We start from the raw sequence: 20,921 nt of genomic DNA, 5'->3' as shown, positions 1-20,921 counted from the left end.
ACCCCGGTCGGCGGTCCAGGCCCATCGATCGGGCGGCGCGCCGCTCCTAGCGTCGTCGGCATGACCTCTTCCACTCCCCCGACGCCCGGCGTCGCCACCCCCGCCCTGGCCGTGACCGGCCTCGTCCGCACCTACGGCACCGGCGCCTCCGCCGTCCGTGCCCTCGACGACCTGACCCTCGCGGTCCCCCGCGGCGGGTTCACCGCCGTGATGGGTCCCTCGGGCTCGGGGAAGTCGACCTTCCTCTCCTGCGCCGCCGGGCTCGACGTGCCCGACGCCGGTCGCGTCGAGCTCGACGGGCAGGACCTCACCGGATGGACCGAGGGCCGGCGGGCGGCCTACCGGCGCGTGCGGGTCGGGTTCGTCTTCCAGTCCTTCCACCTGCTGCCCTACCTCACCGCCGAGCAGAACGCCGCGCTGCCGGTGCGGCTGGCGGGACGCCGGGTCGACCGGGCGCGGGTCCGTGCCCTGCTCGACCAGGTGGGCCTGTCCGACCGGCGCTCGCACCTGCCCGGCGCGCTCTCCGGCGGGCAGCAGCAGCGGGTGGCGATCGCCCGCGCCCTGGTCACCGACCCGGCCGTCGTCGTCGCCGACGAGCCCACCGGCGCGCTCGACCAGACCACGGCCCACGAGGTGCTCGCGCTGCTGCGTTCGTGCGCGACCGACCTGGGCCGCACCGTGCTGATGGTCACCCACGACCCAGTCGCGGCGGCGTACGCCGACGAGGTGGTGTTCCTGGTCGACGGCCGGGTCGCGGGTCGGATGACCTCCCCCACCGCCGAGGCCGTCGCCGGCCAGCTCGCCCACCTCGACCAGCTCACCGCGGCGGTCGCGCGATGACCGGCCTGGCCCTGCGCTCGCTGCGACACCGCCCGACGGCGTCGGTGGCGACGTTCCTCGCCGTCCTGCTCGGCACCGCCCTCACCGGCTCCTTCGCCACGCTCGTGGCCACCGCCGGTGGTCCGGTCTCGAGCACCGACGCCGAGACCCTGGTGGTGATGGGCGCCGTCGTCGGGGGCTGGGGCGCGCTGATCGTGCTGTTCTCCGTCGCGTCCACCGTCGGCATCACCGTGCGCCAGCAGGTGCGCGAGATCGGCCTGCTGCGCACGGTCGGGGCCACGCCCCGCCAGGCCCGCCGCCTGATCCGGGCCGAGGCGCTCGTCGTCACCCTCCTCGGCGCAGCGGCCGGGGCCGCCCTGGCCACCGTCGGCGGCCGCGCGCTGCTGGCGCTGCTGCGGGGCGGCCTGGTCTCCGACTCCGTGGCCTACGACGGCGGCCCGGCCCCCCTGGTCGCGGCGGCCGGGGTGGTGGCGACCAGTCTCCTCGCGGCCGGGATCGCCGCTCGACGTGCCACCCGGGGCCCGGCGACGCTCGTGCTGGCCGAGGCCGGGACCGCGTGCCGGCGCCTGTCGTGGTGGCGGCGCCTGGCCGCACTCGGGCTGATCGCCTACGGCAGCGGCATGGCCGTCGTCACGGTGACCGTCACGGCCGACAGCGACGACCCCTACGCGGCGATGCAGACCTCCGGCTCGTCCGCGATCCTGGTCGGCCTCGGCCTCGCCCTCCTCGCCCCCGCCCTGCTGCGGTGGGGTGCGACGGTGCTGCGCCCGCTGCTGGGGCGCGGGGCCGTGGCGCACCTCGCCGGCTGGAACACCACCCGCCGGGCGCACCTGCTCGCCGGGGTGCTGGCGCCGATGATCGTGCTCTCGGCCGCCGCCGTCGGCATCCTGATGCTCGTCGGCATCGACGGCCGCACGCTCGACACCACGCTGCCGGCGGAGGAGTCGGAGACCATCACCCTGCTCAACAACGTCGTCGTCGGCATGATCGTGCTGTTCGCGGCGATCATGGTCGTCAACGCCGTGGCCGCGGTCGTCGCCGACCGCCGGGCCGAGCTCGCGCGCCTTCGCCTCCTCGGCGCGACCCCCGAGCAGGTGCGGGGGTCCGTGGTCGCCGAGGGCCTGGTCGTCGCGGTCGTCGGTGTGGTGCTCGGGGCGGTGGCCTCGCTGGCGACGGTCGTGCCGTTCGCGGTCGCCCGCGACGAGGGCGTCGTCCCCGACGGCCAGCTGTGGCTGCCGCCGCTGGTGCTGGCGGCGGTCGCCGTCCTCACCGTGTCGGCGACGCGGGTCGCGGTCGGGCGCGTCGTCCGATGACAGACTCGGCGACCGTGGACCTGCTCGCGCCGATCGTCTCCGTGCGGCCGACCGAGCCGGTGGCGCGCCCGGCGCTGGTCGAGCGGCTCCGGCTGACGCTGGTCTCGGCGACGTACACGCTGGGCATGCCGCTGGCGCTGGTCCTGGCGATCGGGTCGGTGCTCGCGGTCCCGCTGTCGCTCACGGTCGTCGGGCTCGCGATCCCCCACGCCGTCGTGCCGGCCACCGAGGCGCTGACCCGGCTGCACCGTCGCCTGTCGGGCGCGCTGCTCGGCGAGACGCTGACGGCGTCGTACGCCGAGCACCGCGGCGGGTTCCTCGCCCGGCCGTTCGTCTGGCTGCGCGACCCGGCCCGGTGGCGGGAGGTCGGGTTCGTGTGGTTCTCGGCGACCGGGGGCTTCGTGCTCTCCCTGGTGCCGGTGGCCCTGCTGACCGCCCCGGTCGTCCACCTCACCGGCGCGCTGCTCGACGGCGGACCGGTGTGGTGGGGCCTGCTGCTGCTCGCCGGCCCGATGCTGCTGGTCTGGTGGCTCACCACGCCGGCGCTGGTGCGCGCGCGGGCGTCCGTCGAGCGCGCGATCCTCGACCAGGACCCACGGCAGCGGGTCGAGCACCTCGAGCGACGCGTCGAGGAGGTCGCGGCCTCCCGCGACGAGACCCTCGACGCCGGCGCGGCCGAGGTACGCCGCATCGAGCGCGACCTGCACGACGGCGCGCAGGCCCGGATGACCGCGGTGGGGATGCACGTCGGGATCGCCGAGAAGCTGCTCGAGACCGACCCCGCCGCGGCGGCCGAGGTGCTGCGGGAGGTGCGCGAGACCACCCTCGCGGCGCTCGCCGACCTGCGGACGCTGGTCCGCGGCATCCACCCGCCGGTGCTGGCCGACCTCGGGCTCGGCGGCGGCGTCGAGGCGCTGGCCGGGTCGATCCCGCTGCCGGTGACGGTGACGGTCGACCTGCCCGGTCACCCGCCGGCGCCGGTCGAGTCGGCCGTCTACTTCGCGGTCGCCGAGGGCCTGGCCAACGTGGTCAAGCACGCGGGGGCCGGCCGTGCCTGGGTGCACCTGCGCCACGACGGCCGCGTGCTGCGGGCGGTGGTGGGCGACGACGGCCACGGCGGAGCTGCGGTGGCGGAGGGCGGCACGGGGCTCGCGGGTCTCGGACGCCGGCTGGCCGCCTTCGATGGGACGATGACGCTGACCAGCCCTCCCGGAGGGCCGACCGAGCTCGTGCTGGAGGTGCCGTGCGTCTTGTCCTCGCCGAGGACCAGGCCCTCCTCCGGGCCGGGCTGACCCGGATCCTCACCGACCACGGGCACCGGGTGACCACGGTCGGCGACGGCCCGGCGCTCACCGACGCGCTGGCCGACCCGAACGCCGAGGCGGCCGTGCTCGACGTCCGGCTGCCCCCGACGTACACCCACGAGGGCCTGGCCGCTGCCATCGAGGTGCGGACCCGGCGTCCCGGGTTCCCGGTGCTGGTGCTCAGCCAGTTCGTCGAGGCCCACTACGCACGACAGCTGCTCGCCGACGGCGAGGGAGCCGTCGGCTACCTGCTCAAGGACCGGGTCGCCGACGTCGACGGCTTCGTCGACGCCCTCGACCGCGTGGTCGACGGCGGGACCGTGCTCGACCCCGAGGTGGTCGCCGGCCTCGTCGGCGGGTCGACCCGCGGACGGCGGCTGGAGCGGCTCACCCCGCGCGAGCGCGACGTGCTCACGCTGATGGCCGAGGGCCGGTCCAACAACGCCATCGCCGCCCGGCTGTTCGTCAGCGAGAAGGCCGTCGGCAAGCACAGCGCCAGCATCTTCGCCAAGCTCGACCTCCCGCCCGCCCCCGACGACAACCGCCGGGTGCTCGCGGTGCTCGCCTGGCTCGAGGGCGGCGGCTGACCGGGACGCACGAAGGCCCCGGGCAGAGCCCGGGGCCTTCGGCTACGCGCCGACGTCGGGGCGGGGCGGCCCGTCTGTCAGGTGGTCAGGTGGTGCTGGGGTCGGTCGCGTCAGTCGCTGCCGAAGATCGCCAGCAGGCGCAGCAGGTTGGTGTAGATCCAGACCAGGCTGACGGTCATGCCGAACGCGGCACGCCACGACTCACGCTGCGGCAGGCCGTTGCGGATGCCCTGCTCCACGAAGTCGAAGTCGAGGATCAGCATGAAGATGCCGAGCACCAGACCGACGATCGAGAAGATCGCGCCCATCGCGCCGAACCCGAAGATGCCGATCTCGGCGCCGAAGAGCCGGAGCACGACCTCCATCAGGCTGAGCGCGACCATGCCGAAGACGGCGGCGATCACGAAGGTGCGGAACCGCGCGCCCACGGTGATGTTGAAGAACTTGTAGGCGGCCAGGGTGCCGGCGAAGGCGGCGAACGTGCCGAGGACGGCGTTGGTCACGATGCCGTCGGCGAACATGGAGTTGAACATCTTGCTCAGGGCGCCGAGGGCCACGCCCTCGAGGGCGGCAAAGGCCAGCACGAGCGCCGGGCTGATGACCCGCTTGAACGAGTTGACCAGCGACAGCACGAAGGCGCCGAGCGAGCCGATCACCACGGCGGCGTAGAGGCTGCCGGCGTTGGAGTCGTCGAGCTCGGGGGTGAGCAGCCACGTCGCGAACGCGGTGACGATCACCACGCCCAACGTCATCGCCATCGTCTGCACGACCGAGTCGATCGACATCCGGCCGGTGCCGGCGCCGGCCTGGCGGGTGTAGTCGTAGCCGAGCGGGCCACCGGGCTGGCCGGTGGACCACTGCGACGGCTGGCCGTAGCCGCCGTAGCCCTGGGTCTGCGGCGCCGCGCCCGCCCGGTTGAACTCCTCGGAGCGTCGGAACACCGGGTTGTTGCTCTGCATGTGGGTCTCCTCCTTCGGAGGCTGGTGGCCGTCGCGGTGACGGCCTACCTACCGGAACCGATCCTAGACGGTTCCTCACCAGGTCAAACGCCACCTGGGGCGGCTTTAGTTCCGGATGAGAAGGCTCTCATCAACCCTTCAGGGACGGCGGACGGCACGCACCACCGTGTCGCTGACGACGTGCGTCTCCCCGTCGCGCGCCTGCTCACGGGTCAGCACCCGGCTGGTGACGACGTCCCACGTGGCCGGGTCGAGCGCAGCGACGACGGTCTCGGGGGTGAAGAGCAGGTGGCTCAGCTCGCTGTTGCGCAGCCCCGTGTGGACGTCGTCGGGGTGGTGGCCGAGGACCAGCAGGCTCCCCCCGGGGGCGACGCAGGCGCCCAGGTGGCGGTAGACCGCGTCGAACTTCTCCGGCGGCACGTGGACGTACGCCGCCGTCACCAGGTCGACGCCCGTCGGCAGCGGCTCGAGGGAGTAGACGTCGGCCTGGAGCCAGGAGGTGCGCTCGCCGACGCCGGCGTCGGCGGCGTGCTCGGCGGCCCGGGTCAGCGCGACGTCGGAGACGTCGACGCCGGTGACGGTCCAACCCCGGCCTGCGAGCCAGACCGCGTCGGCACCCTCGCCGCAGCCGACGTCGAGCGCGGTGCCGGGCGCGAGGTCGGCGAGCTCCTCGGCCAGGCGCTGGTTGGGTTGCCCCGACCAGATCCGATCGGACGACGCGTAGCGCTCGTCCCAGAACTCGCGGGTGAACATCTGGCTCAGGTCGGCGGCTTCGTCGCCCTGCTGCTGGTGGTGGTGGCTCATGGACCCACCGTGCCAGTTCAGGCCGACCTGAGGGCAAGCGCGGCGGCGATCCACCGGGACACCGCCGACTTATCGACTAACTAATCGATTAGTTAGTACGGGTTGGGTGGCCAGCCAGGTCGAGCGACGGTCGATCGAGGAACAGCCATCCGGCCCGCAACCCGGGAGAGCGGCCCTCGCGTCTCACGGAAGCCCTGGACCGGCCCGGTTCCGGTCCTGTTCCGAGCGGCCGTACTCGAGCTCGCCTACGGCGTGGTCGGCGCGGCACCGGCGATGTATGACGCCACCGCCCGCGTCATCGTCCCGGGAACGTTGGCACGGACTACGCCATCCGAGTCCCCCGGGACGTCCGCTCGTCCGACTTGCTCATCGGTTGGTCAGCTCAGGACCGAGGCCATGCCGAGACGGGTGCCACGCACGTACCCGGTAGTGCCCCCGCTGGGACTCGAACCCAGACTGCGCCTCCGAACCAACCCGGTAGCCGACTCGCGCCGGAGTGGATCACAGAAGCGCGCGCCCGCTACGCGGCATGGCCGGGCGGAGATGAAGCGCTTACAGTCCGTGCATGTCAGGTCCCGGAGCATCAGGTACGGGGGGTTCCTTCGCAAGCACTCCGTACCGCGATCCCCGATGGGCCGAGAAGCACGGCCTCAGCGACATCCAGATCGTCGAGAAGGACTACCGACTCCCACCCGCGGCCGGCCGCGGCGCGACTGAAGCGTCACCGGGCCGATGACGTCGGAGCCGGCCATCCAGCAGGCGGCGTGGTGCCTGGCCCTGGACCTCGACACCGCGGCGTCACGTGCGACCACCGTGGCACCCGGCGTCATCTGGCTCGGCAGCCCCGTGCGCGGCGCGGGCGCGGTCCTCGTCGACCGTTCAGGATCGACGCTGCACGTCCCCAGCTCCACCCGCACCGTGGAGGAGGCCCTGACGGCGTTCCGCTCGGGCCGTCGTACGCCGCCAGAACAGCTTGCGCGGCTCCGCGCCGACCTCCTCGGCAAGGACCTCGGCAGTCGCCCCGAGCTCTCGGACGCCGACCGCACCGTGATCCGCGACTGGTCCTCGTTGCCGCCGACGACGGGCATGGTCTTCCGCGGTGATCGCAGCCCCGCGGTTCTCCCGGAACCGGGGACCTGGTCCATGACGAAGTCCGTCGTGCGCGCCACGCGCCACGCCCAGATCGCGACCGCCGGACGTGACGTCCTCTACTGCATCCTCGGTGACGCCGGGCGCAGCCTGGACGGTCACGAGTCGTCACCGGACACCGGGACCCGCGGCTTGGTGGCGTTCGCACCTGGCGGCCGCTTCCTCCTCGTCTGCTCGGCGCAGGTGGGTGCAGTTGCGGCGCACCTCATGCTCGCGACGGGACCGTTGTCCGGGGGCGCCCCGGTCGCCTCCGACGAGGTGGTGGAGCACTTCGAGCGCGACGTGGGCGCCCTCCTCGAAGGGTTGGCGTGCGATGGGGAGGCCGGGGACCGGCTGGGTGTGGTGGGTGACCTCGGGTTGGTGCGGCGCTGAGGTCGAGCGGACCCACGAGATCACCCAGGCGCGAGCCCCCGGCTGCCGTCGCGCAGGCACTGGAGTGCTCAGGTCGGCCACGCGGGAATGAGTGTCGCGGCTTATCAGATGGTCGCGTGGACCGTCCTTTCGGCCCGCTGACGTCGACCCGTTTCATGGCCTCGGCGCGTGCCGAGCGGTGCCCCCGGTGGGATTCGAACCCACACTTTGTCGCTTTTAAGGCGGCTTCCTCTGCCGGTTGGGATACGGGGGCCGGCGTGCGGGCCTACCGGGTCTACAGGTAGGTCTGGCGAGCGTAGACGGCGTGGGCACCGGCGACCCGGTCGAGGAACAGCAGGCCGGCGCAGTGGTCGATCTCGTGCTGCAGCGCCCGCGCCTCGAACGCCACGGCCTCCACCTCGACCGCCTCACCGGTGCCCGGCAGGGCACCCCGGACGACGACTCGCGACGCGCGCTTCACGTCGCCGGTGAGGTCGGGCACGCTCATGCAGCCCTCGCGGGCCTTCTCGTTGCGCGAGCCGTCGACGACCTCGGCGTTGCACAGCACGAAGGTGCCGTGGTGCGCGCGGGTCTTGGGGTGGGCGGAGACGTCGACGCAGAACATCGTCACGCCCACGCCGACCTGCGGTGCCGCGAGGCCCACGCAGCCGGGGCTGACGCGCATCGTGGCGACGAGGTCGGCGGCGAGCTGGACGACGTCGGGCGCCGTGGGGTCGACGGCGCCGCCGGGCGTCGAGAGCACCGGCGCGGGCGCGCGGACGACGTCGAGCACGCGTCCCGGCACCCCGAGCTCGGCCTCCGTCCAGGCGGCGAGGCGGTCGTTCACAGCTCGTCGGCGTCGACCGGGCGCAGGGTGGCGCCGACCCCGAGACCGGCGGCGACGTTCTTGATCGACGCCTCGAGCGCGGCCTCGTCGACGCCGACCGGCAGGGCGATCTCGGCGATCAGCAGGTAGAGGTCGCCGGCCAGCCGCGTGGTCAGGTCGGTGATGTTGCCCCCCACGCGGGCGACCTCGGCGACGACCGCCGAGACGATGCCGGGCCGGTCGCCCCCGTGCACGGTGAGCACCCACGGCACCCCCGCGACGGCAGGGGTGTCCTCGACCGGCACCTCGCGGACCGTGACCGACAGCGTGCCGTCGACGGTCAGCGGCTCGAGCACCGCACGGATCGCGTCGTCGCCGACGTCCCCGGCACCGATGAGCATCATCGCGAAGTGCCCGCGCAGCAGCGTCATCGTGGAGTCCTCGAGGTTGAGGCCGAGACCGGCCAGGCGCTCGGTGGTCTCGGCGATGATGCCGGGGCGGTCGTGGCCCAGGACGGTGATGGCGTGGAGGATCACGGGCCGATCATCGCAGCAGCCCGACCCAGGACGTCGTCGAGCATCGGTTCGGTGAGCTTGCCGGTGAAGGTGTTCTGCTGGCTCGGGTGGTAGCTGCCGAGGAGCACCATCTCGCCGTGCGGCGCCTCCAGCACCGCCTCGGCACCGTGCCCGAACCGGGGCTTGGGCCGGGGGACGGTCCAGCCGACCCGGCGTGCGGCGGCGAGGGCGGCGTCCCACCCGATCGAGCCGAGGGCCACGACCACCCGCACCGACGGGGCGACGAGCCTCAGCTCGGCGTCCAGCCACGCCGAGCAGCGCACCTTCTCCTCGGTGGTGGGCTTGTTGTCGGGCGGCGCGCACCGCACGGCCGAGACGATCCGGGTGCCCCGCAGCTCGAGCCCGTCGTCGGCGTGGGTCGCGGTCGGCTGGTTGGCGAGGCCGACGCGGTGCATCGAGGCGAAGAGCCAGTCGCCCGACCGGTCCCCGGTGAACAGCCGGCCCGTGCGGTTGGCACCGTGGGCCGCGGGTGCGAGCCCGACCACGAGCAGCCCCGGCTCGGCGACGCCGAAGCCCGGGACGGGTCGTCCCCAGTAGGTCTCGTCGGCGTACGCCGCCCGCTTCTCGCGCGCGACCTGCTCGCGCCAGGCCACCAGCCGAGGGCAGCGGCGGCACGTGGTGATGCGGGCGTCGAGCCGGGCGAGGCGCTCAGCAGACGTCAGGCGATCGACCACGCGATGCCGTCCAGGATGTCGGACTCCGAGACGACCAGCGACGCCGCGCCGCTGCGCGCCAGCACCCGGCCGAGGATCAGCGCGCCGGCGTCGATGACGTCGGCCCGCCCGGGGTGCAGCCACGGCAGCACGAGCCGCTCGGCGCGCGGCAGCGCGACGAGCCGGGCGACCATCGCCTGCACGGCGTCGGCGTCGAGCACCGACTGGTCGATCGCCGCCCGGTCGTACGCCGGCAGGTCGAGGACCCCGGCCGCGACGGTCGTGACCGTGCCGGCGACGCCGACCACGGTCGCGGCGGCCGCGGGGTCGACGGGGCAGGCGTCGAGGGCGGCGTCGACGTCGGCGACCACCGCAGCGACCTCGGCGGGCGTCGGCGGGTCGGAGCGCACGTGGCGCTCGTGCAGCCGGACCGATCCGATGTCCATCGAGTGCGCGGCGGTCGGTCCGTCGGCGTCGCCCAGCACCAGCTCGGTGGAGCCGCCGCCGATGTCGACGACCAGCACCGGCGGCGCGGGCGGGGTGGCCAGGTTGCGCACCGCGCCACCGAAGGCCAGCGCCGCCTCCTCGGCCCCGCTGACCACCTCCGGCTCGACACCGAGCCGCGCGAGCACGCCGGCGCGGAAGACGTCGGCGTTGGCGGCGTCGCGGGTGGCGGACGTGGCGCAGAAGCGCAGGCGCGCCACGCCGTGCTCGCGCACGAGGACGGCGTACTCGTCGATCGCGGCGAACGTGCGGGTCAGCGCCTCGTCGGAGAGCCGGCCGGTGCGGTCGACGCCCTCGCTGAGCCGGACCATCCGCATCTCGCGGGCCAGCTCGCCGTCGGGACCGGTGACCAGCAGCTTCACGGTGTTGGTGCCGCAGTCGACGGCGGCGACGACCTCACTCATCGACCGTGACGCACGGTCCCGCGGCCCACCACTCCCCCAGCCGCTCGAGGACCTCGTCGCCGAGCGGGTTGACCCCGGGTCCCGCCGCGAGCGCGTGGCCCGCGAGCACGTGCAGGCACTTGACCCGGTCGGGCATGCCGCCGGCGGAGACCCCGTCGATCTCGGGGACGTCGCCCAGCCCGGCCCGGAACGCGAGGTAGGCCTCGTGGGCGGCGCGGTAGGCGGCCGCGAGGTCGGGGTCCTCGGCGAGGCGCGCCTGCATCTCCTTCATCACCCCGCCGCCCTCGAGCGTGCCGATCATCGACGCCGCGCGGGGGCAGGTGAGGTAGAAGGTGGTGGGGAACGGCGTGCCGTCGGGCAGCCGCGGCTCGGTGGTGACGACGTCGGGGTTGCCGCACGGGCAGCGGTGCCCGACGGCGTGGATCGCCCGGGGCGGGCGCCCGAGCTGGGCGTGCACGGCCGCCTCGTCGTCGCGGTCGATCACTCGCCGTCCTCGCCCTCGGGCGGGGCACCCTCGGGATCGGTGATCTTGGTCTGCGGCAGCGGGTCGGTGCGCCGGGGCGGGTTGCCGGCGATCTCCATCGTGGTCCAGGCGTCGTCCCACCAGGCGGGCGGCTGGGCCGGGTCGATGGTCGCGGGGTCGGTGAGCGTCGACCCGACGTCGAGCGGCTCGCCGCCGTCGAGCACCACGTACGGCGTCGATCCCGGGTGCACGAACCCGAGCTCGCGCGCCACGCGGGCGAGGTAGGCGGGGTCGTCGAGCCGCTTCTTCTCCCGCTCGAGCTCGGCGATGGTCGCCTCGCTCGCCGCGATCCGGGCCTGCACGTCGTCGAGGTGGTCGCGCTGCTGCAGGTAGGCCCGCGCCAGCGAGGACGCCGACACCGCGAGCACGGCCACCACGAGCACCAGGATCGCGGCCCGGCTGGTCAGCCGCGGCGCCGGCGCGACCGGACCGGGGCGCTCGACGACCGGTGACCGCGACGGCCTGCCGCCACGCGGGCGGGGCGCGCCGCCGGGGCGGCTGCGACCGGCAGGCCGCGAACCGCGCGCCGGCGTGCGGCGACCCTGACCCGACGTGGACATGCGGACCATCCTCTCCCGCGGGAGGGCTGGATCAGCGCGCGAAACGCGGGAACGCGGCAGCTCCGGCGAAGCGGGCAGCGTCGCCGAGCTCCTCCTCGATGCGCAGCAGCTGGTTGTACTTGGCCGTGCGGTCGCTGCGGGCGGGGGCGCCGGACTTGATCTGGCCGCAGTTGGTGGCCACGGCGAGGTCGGCGATCGTGGTGTCCTCGGTCTCGCCGGAGCGGTGGCTCATCATGCAGCGGAAGCCGTTGCGGTGGGCGAGGTCGACGGAGTCGAGGGTCTCGGTGAGCGAGCCGATCTGGTTGACCTTGACCAGCAGGGAGTTGGCGGAGCCCTCGTCGATGCCGCGCTGCAGCCGCTCGACGTTGGTGACGAACAGGTCGTCGCCGACGATCTGGATCTTCGAGCCGAGCTGGTCGGTCATCGCCTTCCAGCCCTCCCAGTCGCTCTCGTCGAGCGGGTCCTCGATGCTGACGATCGGGTAGGACGCCACGAGGTCGGCGTAGTAGGCCGTCATCTCGGCGCTGGTCTTGGCCGCGCCCTCGAAGGTGTAGGTGCCGTCGTCGCAGAACTCCGAGGCGGCGACGTCGAGGGCGAGCGCGATGTCGTCGCCCAGCCGGTAGCCGGCCTTCTCGATGGCCTCGGCGATCAGGTCGAGCGCGGCGCGGTTGGACTCGAGGTCGGGAGCGAAGCCGCCCTCGTCGCCGACGCCGGTGGCCAGGCCGCGGCTCTTCAGGACGCTCTTGAGCGCGTGGTAGACCTCGGCGCCGGCGCGGATGGCGTCGCGGAACGTCGGCAGCCCGATCGGGGCGATCATGAACTCCTGCACGTCGACGTTGGTGTCGGCGTGGGCGCCCCCGTTGAGGATGTTGAGCATCGGCACGGGCAGCACGTGGGCGTTGGGGCCACCGACGTAGCGGTAGAGCGGCAGGCCGCTGGAGTCGGCGGCCGCGCGGGCGACCGCGAGCGAGACGCCGAGGATGGCGTTGGCGCCGAGGTCGGCCTTGTTGGGGGTGCCGTCGAGGTCGATCATCGCCTGGTCGACCAGGCGCTGGTCGTCGACGGTCATGCCCTCGATGGCCGGGCCGATCTTGGAGATCACCGCGTCGACGGCGGTGGCCACGCCCTTGCCGAGGTAGCGGTCGCCGCCGTCGCGCAGCTCGACGGCCTCGAACGCACCGGTGGAGGCGCCACTGGGCACGGCGGCCCGGGCGAACGCTCCGTCGTCGAGGGCGACCTCGACCTCGACGGTGGGGTTGCCGCGCGAGTCGAGGATCTCGCGGGCGCCGACGGCTTCGATCGTTGCCACGTCACATGCTCCTGGGGGCTGAGGTCGTTGGGTCACCTCACGCTATCGCTGTGGTCGACGTCGGTGCGCGGCGCCGCCCACGGCGGTCGCGGGCGAGCCGCCTGCCGGGCACGCACTGCTAGCCTCGCCGCGACCGTTCGGCGACGGACCAAGGAGACATCTCGTGGGGCTCAGCGGTCTCGCCCAGCTGCCGCCGTCGGTGCGCGACGTCCTCGGTCCGCACGAGGACGTGCTGGCCTGGCAGCCCGTCGACCTCGCTCCGGGCGAGTCGCGCATCGGCCGCACGGGACCGCCCCGGGCGGTCACCGGGGTGGACCTCAACCCCGTGGGCTCGCTGTCCGGCGGGCCTCTCGACGTGGACCCCGGCCTGTTCGACCGGATGGTGGCCGGGGTGGCGCTCACCGGCCACGCCGGCTCGATCGCCGACCGGCTCGGCCAGGCGCTGTCGGGCGTCGGCACGACCCGGCTGGCCGTGACCACCGAGCGGGCGCTGCTGTTCTCCGAGGGCGCCACGACCTTCGGCAAGGACCCCGTCACCGGGAAGAAGACCTGGGACGCCGTCACCGAGCAGCGGTGGGCGGTCCCCCGCTCCGCGGTGCGGATGGCCCGCATCCGGTCGCGTCCGCTGATGGCCGGGCGGCTCGTGCTGGGGTTTGAGGACGGCTCCAGTGCGGCACTGATGTGTGGCATGGTCAGCGGCCGCGGAGCGCGACGCCTCCGGGAGGCGCTGGCCCCACCGACGAGAGGATGACTGCCGTGGCTGGTGGCACCGACTTCTGCGAACCCGACGCGTTGCTGGCGTTCACCGACCGCGCCGAGGCGATCGCCGAGTCGATCGACCGCCTCGTCACCCGGCTCGACGAGGCCAAGGTCGACAGCGGCGCCTTCGGGCGGATGCCGTTCATCGGCGAGAAGATCTACACCGCCTACGACGACCACGTCCGGGACACCAAGCAGGGCATCACCGAGGCCCAGTCGGCGGTGCTCGGCGCCGGAGCGGCGGTGGCCCAGTGCGCGGCGGCATGGCTGCAGGCCGAGGTCGGCACCATGGAGGACATGACGAAGGTCGGCGAGCCCGGATGACCCGCGGAGCCGACTACCAGAACGAGCTCCAGACGTTCTGGAACGGGCTGCCCGGCGAGGTGCAGGACGTCTTCTCCTTCGTCTACGACCCGATCAACGAGGCACTGGAGTGGGTCTGCGGCGACCCCGACGACCTGATGCGCGGCGCCGCCGTCTACACCGAGGTCGGACCCCTCGTCACCGCCCTGTCCGACGAGGTCGCCAGCGCCAGGCTCGCCGTCCAGGGCCACTGGGAGGGGCCGGACTTCGACGCCTTCCAGGTCAGGGTGAGCGAGCTCGAGGAGATGCTCACCGCGCTCGGCGAGGGCGTCACCTCGACCACCGACATCCTCGAGGCGGCCTCCGAGGCAGCCGTCGAGTCCGCCGACGCGATCATCAGCATCATCAAGATGGTCATCGCCTTCGCGCTGTCCAGCCTGGCCATCTCCTTGGCCCTGTCGATCCTGACCCTCGGCGCCTCGATGGTGGCGTGGGCGGCGGGCCAGGTGGCCAACGCCGCGATGGCGCTGGCGCGGGTGTCGATCGTGACCAGCCGGATGGCCGCCTTCCTGCAGCGCATCGCGGCCCTGCTGGCCCGGCTCCGGGAGCTGTTCCTGCGGATCAAGGCCATCTTGAAGGTCCTCTCCGACATCGTGAAGGAGCTCCGGATGCTCAGCAAGGGCAAGAACATCAACGGGGGCAAGATCTCGATGTCGCTCAAGGAGCGGATCGCCTGGATGTCGGCGCACGGTGGTCTCAACGCGGCCGGCAGCTTCCCGCTCAACCAGCTGCCGGGCGTCCAGCTGCCCGGGCTCGTCGGCGAGGGCGTCGACGCGGTCGAGCACGGCGCCGGGGCCCACGACGCCAGCGAGGACGCCGTCGGTCGCTGATCAGAGCCGGCCGATGCGCCGGCTCACCTCGTCGAGCCGGGAGAACAGCCCGTCCAGCCTGGCCTCCGCGGCACCGACGACCTCGTCGAGCCGGCGCTCCAGGTCGGCGGTGTCGCCGTCGGTGACGGCCCCCTGCTGTGCCTGACGGGACCGGGCGAACGCCTCGTTGACGGTGGTGCGCACGGTGTCCGGCAGCCACTCGGCAGCCGACTCCCGGGCCGCCGTGGCGCTGAACCACAGCCGGGTGATCGTCCCGACGCCGTCGGTGGTGACCTCGACCCGTCCGTCGGGGTCGGCGGCGGTGTGCTCCTGCCCCGCGAGGTCCGAGGCGGCGGCGCGGGCACGCTCGAGCACCTCGGGCGGCATCGTGCCGTCCCGGGGAGCGGACGCCTCGAGGAGCGCGGCGAGGGGGGTCCCCCGCAGCTGCTCCGCCTGGGCGTCGCGGACCCTGACCATGGCCTCGGCGACGGCCGCGCGGGTGGCCTGCGCGAGGGCCTCGGCGTCGACGTCCCGCAGCAACGCCCAGCGGTAGTCCACCGCCTCGAGGCGCGGCTCGGCGCTCAGCGTCACGCTGACCAGGTCGTGCTCGACGGTGGCGGTCACGGCTGCCGCGGCCGACGCCGCCCGGGCCAGGCCGTCCACCCGGTCGAGGGCCGCCTGCAGGGAGTCTGAGGGATCGAGCTCGCTCACCGGGCCATTGTGCCCCGCGGCTGCCGCGGGGGGCGCGGGGGGCGCGGCGCCGTCGCGGTGAGCGGGTCAGCGGGCCAGCAGGCGGCGTACGGCGTCGCGGAGCTCCTGGTCGGGGTCGACGCCGGCGGCGCGGGCCTCGGCGACGACGTCCAGCAGCCGGTCGCCGAGTGCCGGCCCGGGAGGCGCGAGCCGGCCGAGCAGGTCGAGGACGGCGGCGCCGACGGCCGCCGGGTCGCGCAGTGCGTGCAGGTGGCCGCCGTCGAGGGTGGTGACCGGCCAGCCCGCCGCGACGGCGAGTGCGCGCTCGTCGGCGTAGGTGTCGCCGAGCGCGAGGTAGGCAGCCGGGCGCTCGACCCAGCCGGCCGGGACCGGCACGGTGGCACCCAGGTAGGCCACGGGCACCCGCGGCTGCTCGGCCTCCACCGCGGCGCGGGTGGCCGCGTCGGGGAACAGGTCGGCGACCACGTCGTCGGGCCACCACCCGGTCCACGGCGGCAGCAGGCCGGCGTCGTCAGCGCGGGGCTCCAGCGCCGCCCGCAGGGCCGGTGGCGCCAGCGGGGTGGGACCGCCCGCGACGCCGGGCAGCGCCGCGTCGACGTGGACCGTGGCCCGCACGTCGACGACCGTCGCCAGGTGGGCGGCGTACAGGCCGGCGTTGCTGTGCGGGACCAGCACGACGGGCCGCCCGGCGGCCGCGGCGACGACGGCCCCGATGACGGCGTCGGGGGTACGGGGCGCGTCGCCGAGGTCGACCACCTCGACGTCGTGTCCGCGCCCGCGCAGCCACCACGCCACGGGGTGCCAGGTCGCGGGTCCCAGGAACACGCTCGGGACGAGCAGGAACGTGGGCGCGGGTCCCGGACGCCGTACGGGGTCGAGCCGGTCGAGCCGGTCGAGCACCTTGTCGGCGTACAGCAGCGCCGGGAGGGTCGGCGCCAGGCCGTCGGTGACGCCGGTCCGGCGCTTCTCCCCCGCCTTGACCGACTCCCAGAGCTCGTTGACCTCGGCCGCGGACGCCTGGGGCCCGGCGTCGCCGAAGACGTGGGGGTTGCGGCGCCGCATCTTGGCCACGACGCCGGCGGCGACGTCGTCGAGGGTGAAGTCGCCGGACTCCTCGGCGATCGCGGCGTGGAAGTAGACCTGCAGCAGCAGGTCACCGAGCTCCTCGCGCAGGTCGTCGGGGGTGCCCGACTCGATGGCGTCGACGGTCTCGTGGAGCTCCTCGACGAGGTAGCGCACCAGCGAGCGGTGGGTCTGCTCCCGCTTCCACGGGCACTCGGCCCGCAGCCGGCGCATGACCTCCCGGAGCTCCAACAGGGGGGCTACGCCGGGCTCGCCGGGCACGGCCTCAGCCGCAGGTCTGCTCGTCGGGCAGTCCGCCGAGGTAGCCGGCCTCGGGCTCCTCGCCCGCCTTGGCCACGTCGCTGACGGCCACCGAGGTGCCGGTGCCGGTGCCGGTGAGCAGGCCGTCGTCGCCGACGGTGAGCCCGAAGAGCGGGTTGATGGTGACGTCGTTGGACTTGAACCAGTCGAGCACCGGCTCGTCGCCGCCGAGAGCGGTGATCCCGGAGGTGATGTAGTCGCCGATCTCGTTGATGTCGGAGTAGATCCGGGTCTGCTCCTCGTCGAGCTCGAGCTGGGCGGCCTCCTGGCGCGTGAGGTCGAGCTGCTCCTGGTAGTCGGTGCCGAGGTCGGTGCCGGTCTCGTCGAGCACCTGGCTCACCGCGGCGCGGAGCACGAGCCCCTCGAGGAGGTTGCGGCGCGCCTCGCCGCGCGCCTGGACGCCCTCGCTGAGCTCCTCCCGCTCCGACGACAGGCTGCACAGGTCGTCGGTGAGGTCGTCGACCTCGGAGATGGAGATGGAGTCGTCGCCGACCTGGGCCGCCGACCGGGGCGAGCCCTGGGTGTCGGCGACGCCGCAGCCGTTGGCCGCCAGGGCCAGGAGGAGCAGTGGTGCGGCCAGCGCGACGGTCGGGCGACGGGTGGTGCTCACGGCGAGGACTCCTGGGCGGGGGTCGGGGTCGGGTCGAGGACGCTGTCGATCACGCCTCGCGCCCATTCAAGCAGGGCGATGCCCTCCAACGGCTTCCCGGTGGCCCCCGGCGTACCGGGTCGCGGGACGAGGACGGTGTCGACGGCGTGCTTGATGATCGACTTCGGGTACATCCGCTGCAGCCGCACCTGGCGCGACTCGGGCAGCGACACCGGCGCGAACCGCACGTTGCGCCCGGCGATGGTCACCTCACCGATGCCGGCCTGACGGGCACGGGCCCGGAACCGGGCGACCAGCTGCAGCGAGAGCACCTCGACGGGCGGCTCGCCGTAGCGGTCGACCAGCTCCTCGGCGAGCACGTCGACGTCCTCGTCGGCACGCACCTCGGCGAACCGCTTGTACATCTCCAGCCGCAGGCGCTCGCTGGGGATGTAGTCGTGGGGCAGGTGGGCGTCGATCGGCAGCTCGATGCGGACCTCGTTGAGCTCGGGCTCGGTCTCGCCCTTGAAGTCGGCCACCGCCTCGCCGACCAGGCGGACGTAGAGGTCGAACCCGACGTCGGCGATGTGGCCCGACTGCTCGCCGCCGAGCAGGTTGCCGGCGCCGCGGATCTCGAGGTCCTTCATCGCGATCGCCATGCCGCCGCCGAGGTCGGAGTGCTGGGCCAGGGTGGCGAGCCGCTCGTGGGCGGTCTCGGTGAGCGGCTTCTCCCCGGGGTAGAGGAAGTAGGCGTAGGCGCGCTCGCGGGAACGACCCACCCGACCGCGCAGCTGGTGGAGCTGGCTGAGCCCGAGGGTGTCGGAGCGCTCGATGATCATCGTGTTGGCGTTGGAGACGTCGAGGCCCGACTCGACCAGCGTCGTGCAGACCAGGACGTCGAAGCGCTTCTCCCAGAAGTCGAGCATCACCTGCTCGAGCGCCTTCTCGTTCATCTGCCCGTGCGCGGTCGCGACCCGGGCCTCGGGCGCCAGCTCGCGGATCTTGGCCGCGGCCTTCTCGATCGAGTTGACCCGGTTGTGGATGTAGAAGACCTGGCCGTCGCGCAGCAGCTCGCGGCGTACGGCGGCGGTGACCTGGCGGTCCTCGTAGGCGCCGACGTAGGTGAGCACCGGGTGCCGCTCCTCCGGCGGCGTGGTGATCGTCGACATCTCGCGGATGCCGGTGATCGACATCTCCAGGGTGCGCGGGATCGGGGTCGCGCTCATCGAGAGCACGTCGACCGTGGTGCGCAGCCGCTTCATCTGCTCCTTGTGCTCGACGCCGAAGCGCTGCTCCTCGTCGACGACGATCAGCCCGAGGTCCTTCATCCGGATGTCGGGGTTGAGCAGCCGGTGGGTGCCGACCACGATGTCGATGCTGCCGTCGGCCAGCCCGGCGGTGACCTCGCGGGCCTCCTTGTCGGTCTGGAACCGGCTGAGCCCCTTGATCACGACCGGGAACCCGCTCATCCGCTCGGCGAAGGTCGACAGGTGCTGGGTGACCAGCAGCGTGGTCGGCACCAGGACCGCGACCTGCTTGCCGTCCTGGACTGCCTTGAACGCCGCCCGCACCGCGATCTCGGTCTTGCCGTAGCCGACGTCGCCGCAGATCAGCCGGTCCATCGGCACGACCTGGCGCATGTCGGACTTGACCTCGTCGACGGTGGTCAGCTGGTCGGCGGTCTCGGTGAACGGGAACGCGTCCTCGAGCTCGCGCTGCCACGGGGTGTCGGGACCGAAGGCGAAGCCCTTGGTGGCCTGGCGGGCGGCGTAGAGCTTGATCAGCTCGGCGGCGATCTCGCGGACGGCCTTGCGGGCGCGGCCCTTGCGCTTGGCCCAGTCGGCGCCGCCGAGCCGGTCGAGGCTCGGCTGCTCGCCGCCGACGTAGCGGGTGACCTGGTCGAGCGCGTCGGCCGGGACGTAGAGCCGGTCGGGCGGGGCGCCGCGCTTGGTGGCGCCGTACTCGAGGACGAGGTACTCGCGGGTGGCGCCCTGCACGGCGCGCTGCTTCATCTCCACGAACCGGCCGACGCCGTGCTGCTCGTGGACGACGTGGTCGCCGGCCTTGAGCTCGAGCGGGTCGATCTGGCGCTTGCGGCGCGCCGGCATCTTGCGCATGTCGCGGGTGGAGGCCTTCTGGCCGCTGACGTCCTCGCTGGTCAGGACGGCGATGCGCGCGTCGTCGTCGACGAAGCCGTGGGTCAGCGAGCCGCAGGTGACGACCACGACGCCCGCGTCGAGGTCGCCGTCGTCCTGCGAGCGGGCGGGGACGTCGCGCTCGCCGAGCTGCTCGACCATGCGCTGGGCGGGGCCGTGGCCGGGGTGGACGGCGAGGACGTGGTAGCCGTCGGAGCGCCAGCGGTCGAGGTCGGCGAGGGCCTGCTCGACGTCGCCGTGGTAGGCCGGTGCGGGCGCGGCGGACAGGGCGACCGCGTCGTCGGCGTCGTCGTCGAGGCCGAACGGGCTGAGCGTCCACCAGGCCTGGCCGCGGCCGAGGACGTGCTCGCGGACGTCGCCCAACGAGCGGTAGGACGCCGCGCCGAGGTCGATCGGCGCCGTACCGCCGCCGGCCGCGGCGGCCCAGGAGGCGCCGAGGAACTCGTCGCTGGTGGCCACGAGGTCGTGGGCTCGGCTGCGCACCCGCTCGGGGTCGAGCACCAGCAGGTGGGCGTCGGCGGGGAACAGGTCGACCAGCAGCTCCATCTCGTCGACGAGCACCGGGGCGAGGGACTCCATGCCCTCCGCGGCGATGCCGGCGGCGATCTTGTCGGTGAGCTCGAGGAGCTGCGGGTGGGTGCGGCCGAGCTCGGCAGCCCGCGCGCGGACGGCGTCGGTGAGCAGCAGCTCGCGGCACGGCGGCGCCCAGAGCCGGTCGGCCTTGTCGAGGGTGCGCTGGTCGGCGACGGAGAACGAGCGGATCTCCTCGACGTCGTCGCCCCACAGCTCGACGCGCAGCGGGTGCTCCTCGGTGGGCGGGAAGACGTCGACGATGCCTCCGCGCACCGCGAACTCGCCGCGCTTCTCGACCAGGTCGACGCGGGTGTAGGCGGCGTCGGCCAGGCGGCGTACGAGGTCGTCGAGCGGCATCGTGTCGCCGAGCACCAGCTCGACCGGCTCGAGGTCGGCCAGGCCCTTGACCTGCGGCTGCAGCAGGGAGCGCACCGGGGCGACCACCACCTGGAGCGGGCCGTTGGTGGCGTCGGAGCCGGGGTGGGCGAGCCGGCGCAGCACGGCGAGACGCTTGCCGACGGTGTCGCTGCGCGGGCTGAGCCGCTCGTGCGGCAGCGTCTCCCAGCTCGGGTAGTGGGCGACGACGTCGGGACCGACGAGGTCACCGAGCTCGGCGGTGAGCTCCTCGGCCTCACGGGTGGTCGCGGTGACGACCAGCGTGGTGCGCCCGGCCCCCAGCAGCGTCGCGGCGACGAACGGCCGCAGCGCGGCCGGGCCGGTCAGGTGGAGGGTGCGGTCTTCCCGCCCGCGCGCCCGCGCGGCGAGGGCGGCGTACGGCGGGCTCGCCAGGACGAGGCGGGCCAGGGCGGCGAGGGACACGAGGACTCCGGATCCGGGGTGTGGGGCAGCACGAGAGGCCCCCGATCAGCGCGACCGGGGGATGTGCCCGAGTCTAGGACGCCCCACCGACAGGGACC

Annotated in this window: 21 protein-coding genes and 2 tRNA genes; 8 read left to right on the top strand and 15 right to left on the bottom strand. The window is 73.8% G+C overall.

The genetic code is table 11. The features are described 5' to 3' along the window. The first annotated feature begins 60 nt into the window (after positions 1 to 60). The 4 genes from AC4MBH_RS11725 to AC4MBH_RS11710 are packed head-to-tail and all read left to right on the top strand — an operon-like array spanning position 61 to position 4,044. Positions 61 to 840, top strand: coding sequence for an ABC transporter ATP-binding protein (locus tag AC4MBH_RS11725; RefSeq protein ID WP_491795045.1), 780 nt, complete (start codon positions 61 to 63; stop codon positions 838 to 840). Next, entirely contained in the window at positions 837 to 2,153 is a 1,317-nt protein-coding gene (locus AC4MBH_RS11720) for an FtsX-like permease family protein (protein ID WP_491795044.1), read from the top strand. Before AC4MBH_RS11725 ends, AC4MBH_RS11720 begins: the two co-directional genes overlap by 4 nt. A 14-nt stretch (positions 2,154 to 2,167) precedes the next feature. Then, positions 2,168 to 3,445, top strand: coding sequence for a sensor histidine kinase (locus AC4MBH_RS11715; protein WP_491795043.1), 1,278 nt, complete (start codon positions 2,168 to 2,170; stop codon positions 3,443 to 3,445). Then, on the top strand, positions 3,397 to 4,044 hold the full coding sequence (locus AC4MBH_RS11710; RefSeq protein ID WP_491795042.1) for a LuxR C-terminal-related transcriptional regulator: 648 nt from the start codon (positions 3,397 to 3,399) through the stop codon (positions 4,042 to 4,044). Before AC4MBH_RS11715 ends, AC4MBH_RS11710 begins: the two co-directional genes overlap by 49 nt. A 110-nt stretch (positions 4,045 to 4,154) precedes the next feature. Here the strand turns inward: AC4MBH_RS11710 and AC4MBH_RS11705 are convergent, their stop codons facing one another. The 3 genes from AC4MBH_RS11705 to AC4MBH_RS11695 form a co-directional block, all read right to left on the bottom strand. Further along, positions 4,155 to 5,003: a Bax inhibitor-1/YccA family protein gene (locus tag AC4MBH_RS11705; protein ID WP_491795041.1), complete on the bottom strand. Its 849-nt coding sequence runs from the start codon at positions 5,001 to 5,003 to the stop codon at positions 4,155 to 4,157. Between the two features lie 138 nt (positions 5,004 to 5,141). Continuing rightward, on the bottom strand, positions 5,142 to 5,807 hold the full coding sequence (locus tag AC4MBH_RS11700; protein ID WP_491795040.1) for a class I SAM-dependent methyltransferase: 666 nt from the start codon (positions 5,805 to 5,807) through the stop codon (positions 5,142 to 5,144). A gap of 430 nt (positions 5,808 to 6,237) precedes the next feature. Beyond that, positions 6,238 to 6,318 (bottom strand) — tRNA-OTHER (locus tag AC4MBH_RS11695). A gap of 221 nt (positions 6,319 to 6,539) precedes the next feature. On the opposite strand from AC4MBH_RS11695, the gene AC4MBH_RS11690 reads away from it, so the two are divergent. After that, positions 6,540 to 7,328 carry a hypothetical protein gene (locus AC4MBH_RS11690; protein ID WP_491795039.1) on the top strand — a complete coding sequence of 263 codons (789 nt, stop codon included), beginning with the start codon at positions 6,540 to 6,542 and terminating at the stop codon, positions 7,326 to 7,328. A 179-nt stretch (positions 7,329 to 7,507) separates the two neighbouring features. Here AC4MBH_RS11690 and AC4MBH_RS11685 read toward each other — a convergent pair. From AC4MBH_RS11685 to eno, 8 genes are all read right to left on the bottom strand, one after another. After that, positions 7,508 to 7,581: transfer RNA gene (locus AC4MBH_RS11685), tRNA-Leu, on the bottom strand. A gap of 21 nt (positions 7,582 to 7,602) precedes the next feature. Further along, complete coding sequence (locus tag AC4MBH_RS11680; RefSeq protein ID WP_491795038.1) at positions 7,603 to 8,154, bottom strand: peptide deformylase; 552 nt, start codon at positions 8,152 to 8,154, stop codon at positions 7,603 to 7,605. Then, entirely contained in the window at positions 8,151 to 8,669 is a 519-nt protein-coding gene (locus AC4MBH_RS11675; RefSeq protein WP_491795037.1) for a glycine cleavage system transcriptional repressor, read from the bottom strand. The genes AC4MBH_RS11680 and AC4MBH_RS11675 overlap by 4 nt, the downstream gene beginning before the upstream one ends. Beyond that, a complete protein-coding gene (locus tag AC4MBH_RS11670; protein WP_491795036.1) occupies positions 8,666 to 9,382 on the bottom strand; it encodes a uracil-DNA glycosylase in 717 nt (238 codons plus the stop codon). The genes AC4MBH_RS11675 and AC4MBH_RS11670 overlap by 4 nt, the downstream gene beginning before the upstream one ends. Then, positions 9,367 to 10,269 carry a Ppx/GppA phosphatase family protein gene (locus tag AC4MBH_RS11665; protein WP_491795035.1) on the bottom strand — a complete coding sequence of 301 codons (903 nt, stop codon included), beginning with the start codon at positions 10,267 to 10,269 and terminating at the stop codon, positions 9,367 to 9,369. The genes AC4MBH_RS11670 and AC4MBH_RS11665 overlap by 16 nt, the downstream gene beginning before the upstream one ends. After that, complete coding sequence (locus AC4MBH_RS11660; protein ID WP_491795034.1) at positions 10,262 to 10,753, bottom strand: DUF501 domain-containing protein; 492 nt, start codon at positions 10,751 to 10,753, stop codon at positions 10,262 to 10,264. The genes AC4MBH_RS11665 and AC4MBH_RS11660 overlap by 8 nt, the downstream gene beginning before the upstream one ends. Beyond that, positions 10,750 to 11,352, bottom strand: coding sequence for an FtsB family cell division protein (locus AC4MBH_RS11655; RefSeq protein ID WP_491795033.1), 603 nt, complete (start codon positions 11,350 to 11,352; stop codon positions 10,750 to 10,752). Before AC4MBH_RS11655 ends, AC4MBH_RS11660 begins: the two co-directional genes overlap by 4 nt. Positions 11,353 to 11,383: 31 nt before the next feature. Then, positions 11,384 to 12,661 (bottom strand): phosphopyruvate hydratase, encoded by a 1,278-nt coding sequence (eno, locus tag AC4MBH_RS11650; protein ID WP_491795032.1) that lies wholly within the window; start codon positions 12,659 to 12,661, stop codon positions 11,384 to 11,386. 163 nt (positions 12,662 to 12,824) lie between these two features. Between eno and AC4MBH_RS11645 the strand changes: the two genes are divergently transcribed. The 3 genes from AC4MBH_RS11645 to AC4MBH_RS11635 are packed head-to-tail and all read left to right on the top strand — an operon-like array spanning position 12,825 to position 14,613. Then, a complete protein-coding gene (locus AC4MBH_RS11645; RefSeq protein ID WP_491795031.1) occupies positions 12,825 to 13,412 on the top strand; it encodes a hypothetical protein in 588 nt (195 codons plus the stop codon). Between the two features lie 5 nt (positions 13,413 to 13,417). Further along, a complete protein-coding gene (locus AC4MBH_RS11640; protein WP_491795030.1) occupies positions 13,418 to 13,744 on the top strand; it encodes a hypothetical protein in 327 nt (108 codons plus the stop codon). After that, complete coding sequence (locus tag AC4MBH_RS11635; RefSeq protein ID WP_491795029.1) at positions 13,741 to 14,613, top strand: hypothetical protein; 873 nt, start codon at positions 13,741 to 13,743, stop codon at positions 14,611 to 14,613. Before AC4MBH_RS11640 ends, AC4MBH_RS11635 begins: the two co-directional genes overlap by 4 nt. Here AC4MBH_RS11635 and AC4MBH_RS11630 read toward each other — a convergent pair whose 3' ends face one another. The 4 genes from AC4MBH_RS11630 to mfd form a co-directional block, all read right to left on the bottom strand. Then, on the bottom strand, positions 14,614 to 15,303 hold the full coding sequence (locus AC4MBH_RS11630) for a YbaB/EbfC family nucleoid-associated protein (protein ID WP_491795028.1): 690 nt from the start codon (positions 15,301 to 15,303) through the stop codon (positions 14,614 to 14,616). A 66-nt stretch (positions 15,304 to 15,369) separates the two neighbouring features. Beyond that, entirely contained in the window at positions 15,370 to 16,617 is a 1,248-nt protein-coding gene (locus AC4MBH_RS11625) for a MazG nucleotide pyrophosphohydrolase domain-containing protein (RefSeq protein WP_491795027.1), read from the bottom strand. 34 nt (positions 16,618 to 16,651) lie between these two features. Next, a complete protein-coding gene (locus AC4MBH_RS11620) occupies positions 16,652 to 17,296 on the bottom strand; it encodes a hypothetical protein (RefSeq protein WP_491795026.1) in 645 nt (214 codons plus the stop codon). Next, positions 17,293 to 20,823: a transcription-repair coupling factor gene (gene mfd / locus AC4MBH_RS11615; protein ID WP_491795025.1), complete on the bottom strand. Its 3,531-nt coding sequence runs from the start codon at positions 20,821 to 20,823 to the stop codon at positions 17,293 to 17,295. The genes AC4MBH_RS11620 and mfd overlap by 4 nt, the downstream gene beginning before the upstream one ends. Positions 20,824 to 20,921: the final 98 nt, after the last annotated feature.

This window comes from Nocardioides sp. WJ219, from assembly GCF_058559815.1.
Note: the sequence above shows the minus strand (reverse complement) of the source record. Positions and strands in the feature narration are given on the sequence as shown.

Excerpts from the sequence above, each read along its gene's own strand:
- AC4MBH_RS11725 (WP_491795045.1), top strand. The coding sequence starts at position 61 with ATGACCTCTTCCACTCCCCCGACGCCCGGCGTCGCCACCCCCGCCCTG.
- AC4MBH_RS11635 (WP_491795029.1), top strand. The coding sequence starts at position 13,741 with ATGACCCGCGGAGCCGACTACCAGAACGAGCTCCAGACGTTCTGGAAC.
- AC4MBH_RS11720 (WP_491795044.1), top strand. The coding sequence starts at position 837 with ATGACCGGCCTGGCCCTGCGCTCGCTGCGACACCGCCCGACGGCGTCG.
- AC4MBH_RS11705 (WP_491795041.1), bottom strand. The coding sequence starts at position 5,003 with ATGCAGAGCAACAACCCGGTGTTCCGACGCTCCGAGGAGTTCAACCGG.
- AC4MBH_RS11665 (WP_491795035.1), bottom strand. The coding sequence starts at position 10,269 with ATGAGTGAGGTCGTCGCCGCCGTCGACTGCGGCACCAACACCGTGAAG.
- AC4MBH_RS11700 (WP_491795040.1), bottom strand. The coding sequence starts at position 5,807 with ATGAGCCACCACCACCAGCAGCAGGGCGACGAAGCCGCCGACCTGAGC.
- AC4MBH_RS11690 (WP_491795039.1), top strand. The coding sequence starts at position 6,540 with ATGACGTCGGAGCCGGCCATCCAGCAGGCGGCGTGGTGCCTGGCCCTG.
- AC4MBH_RS11655 (WP_491795033.1), bottom strand. The coding sequence starts at position 11,352 with ATGTCCACGTCGGGTCAGGGTCGCCGCACGCCGGCGCGCGGTTCGCGG.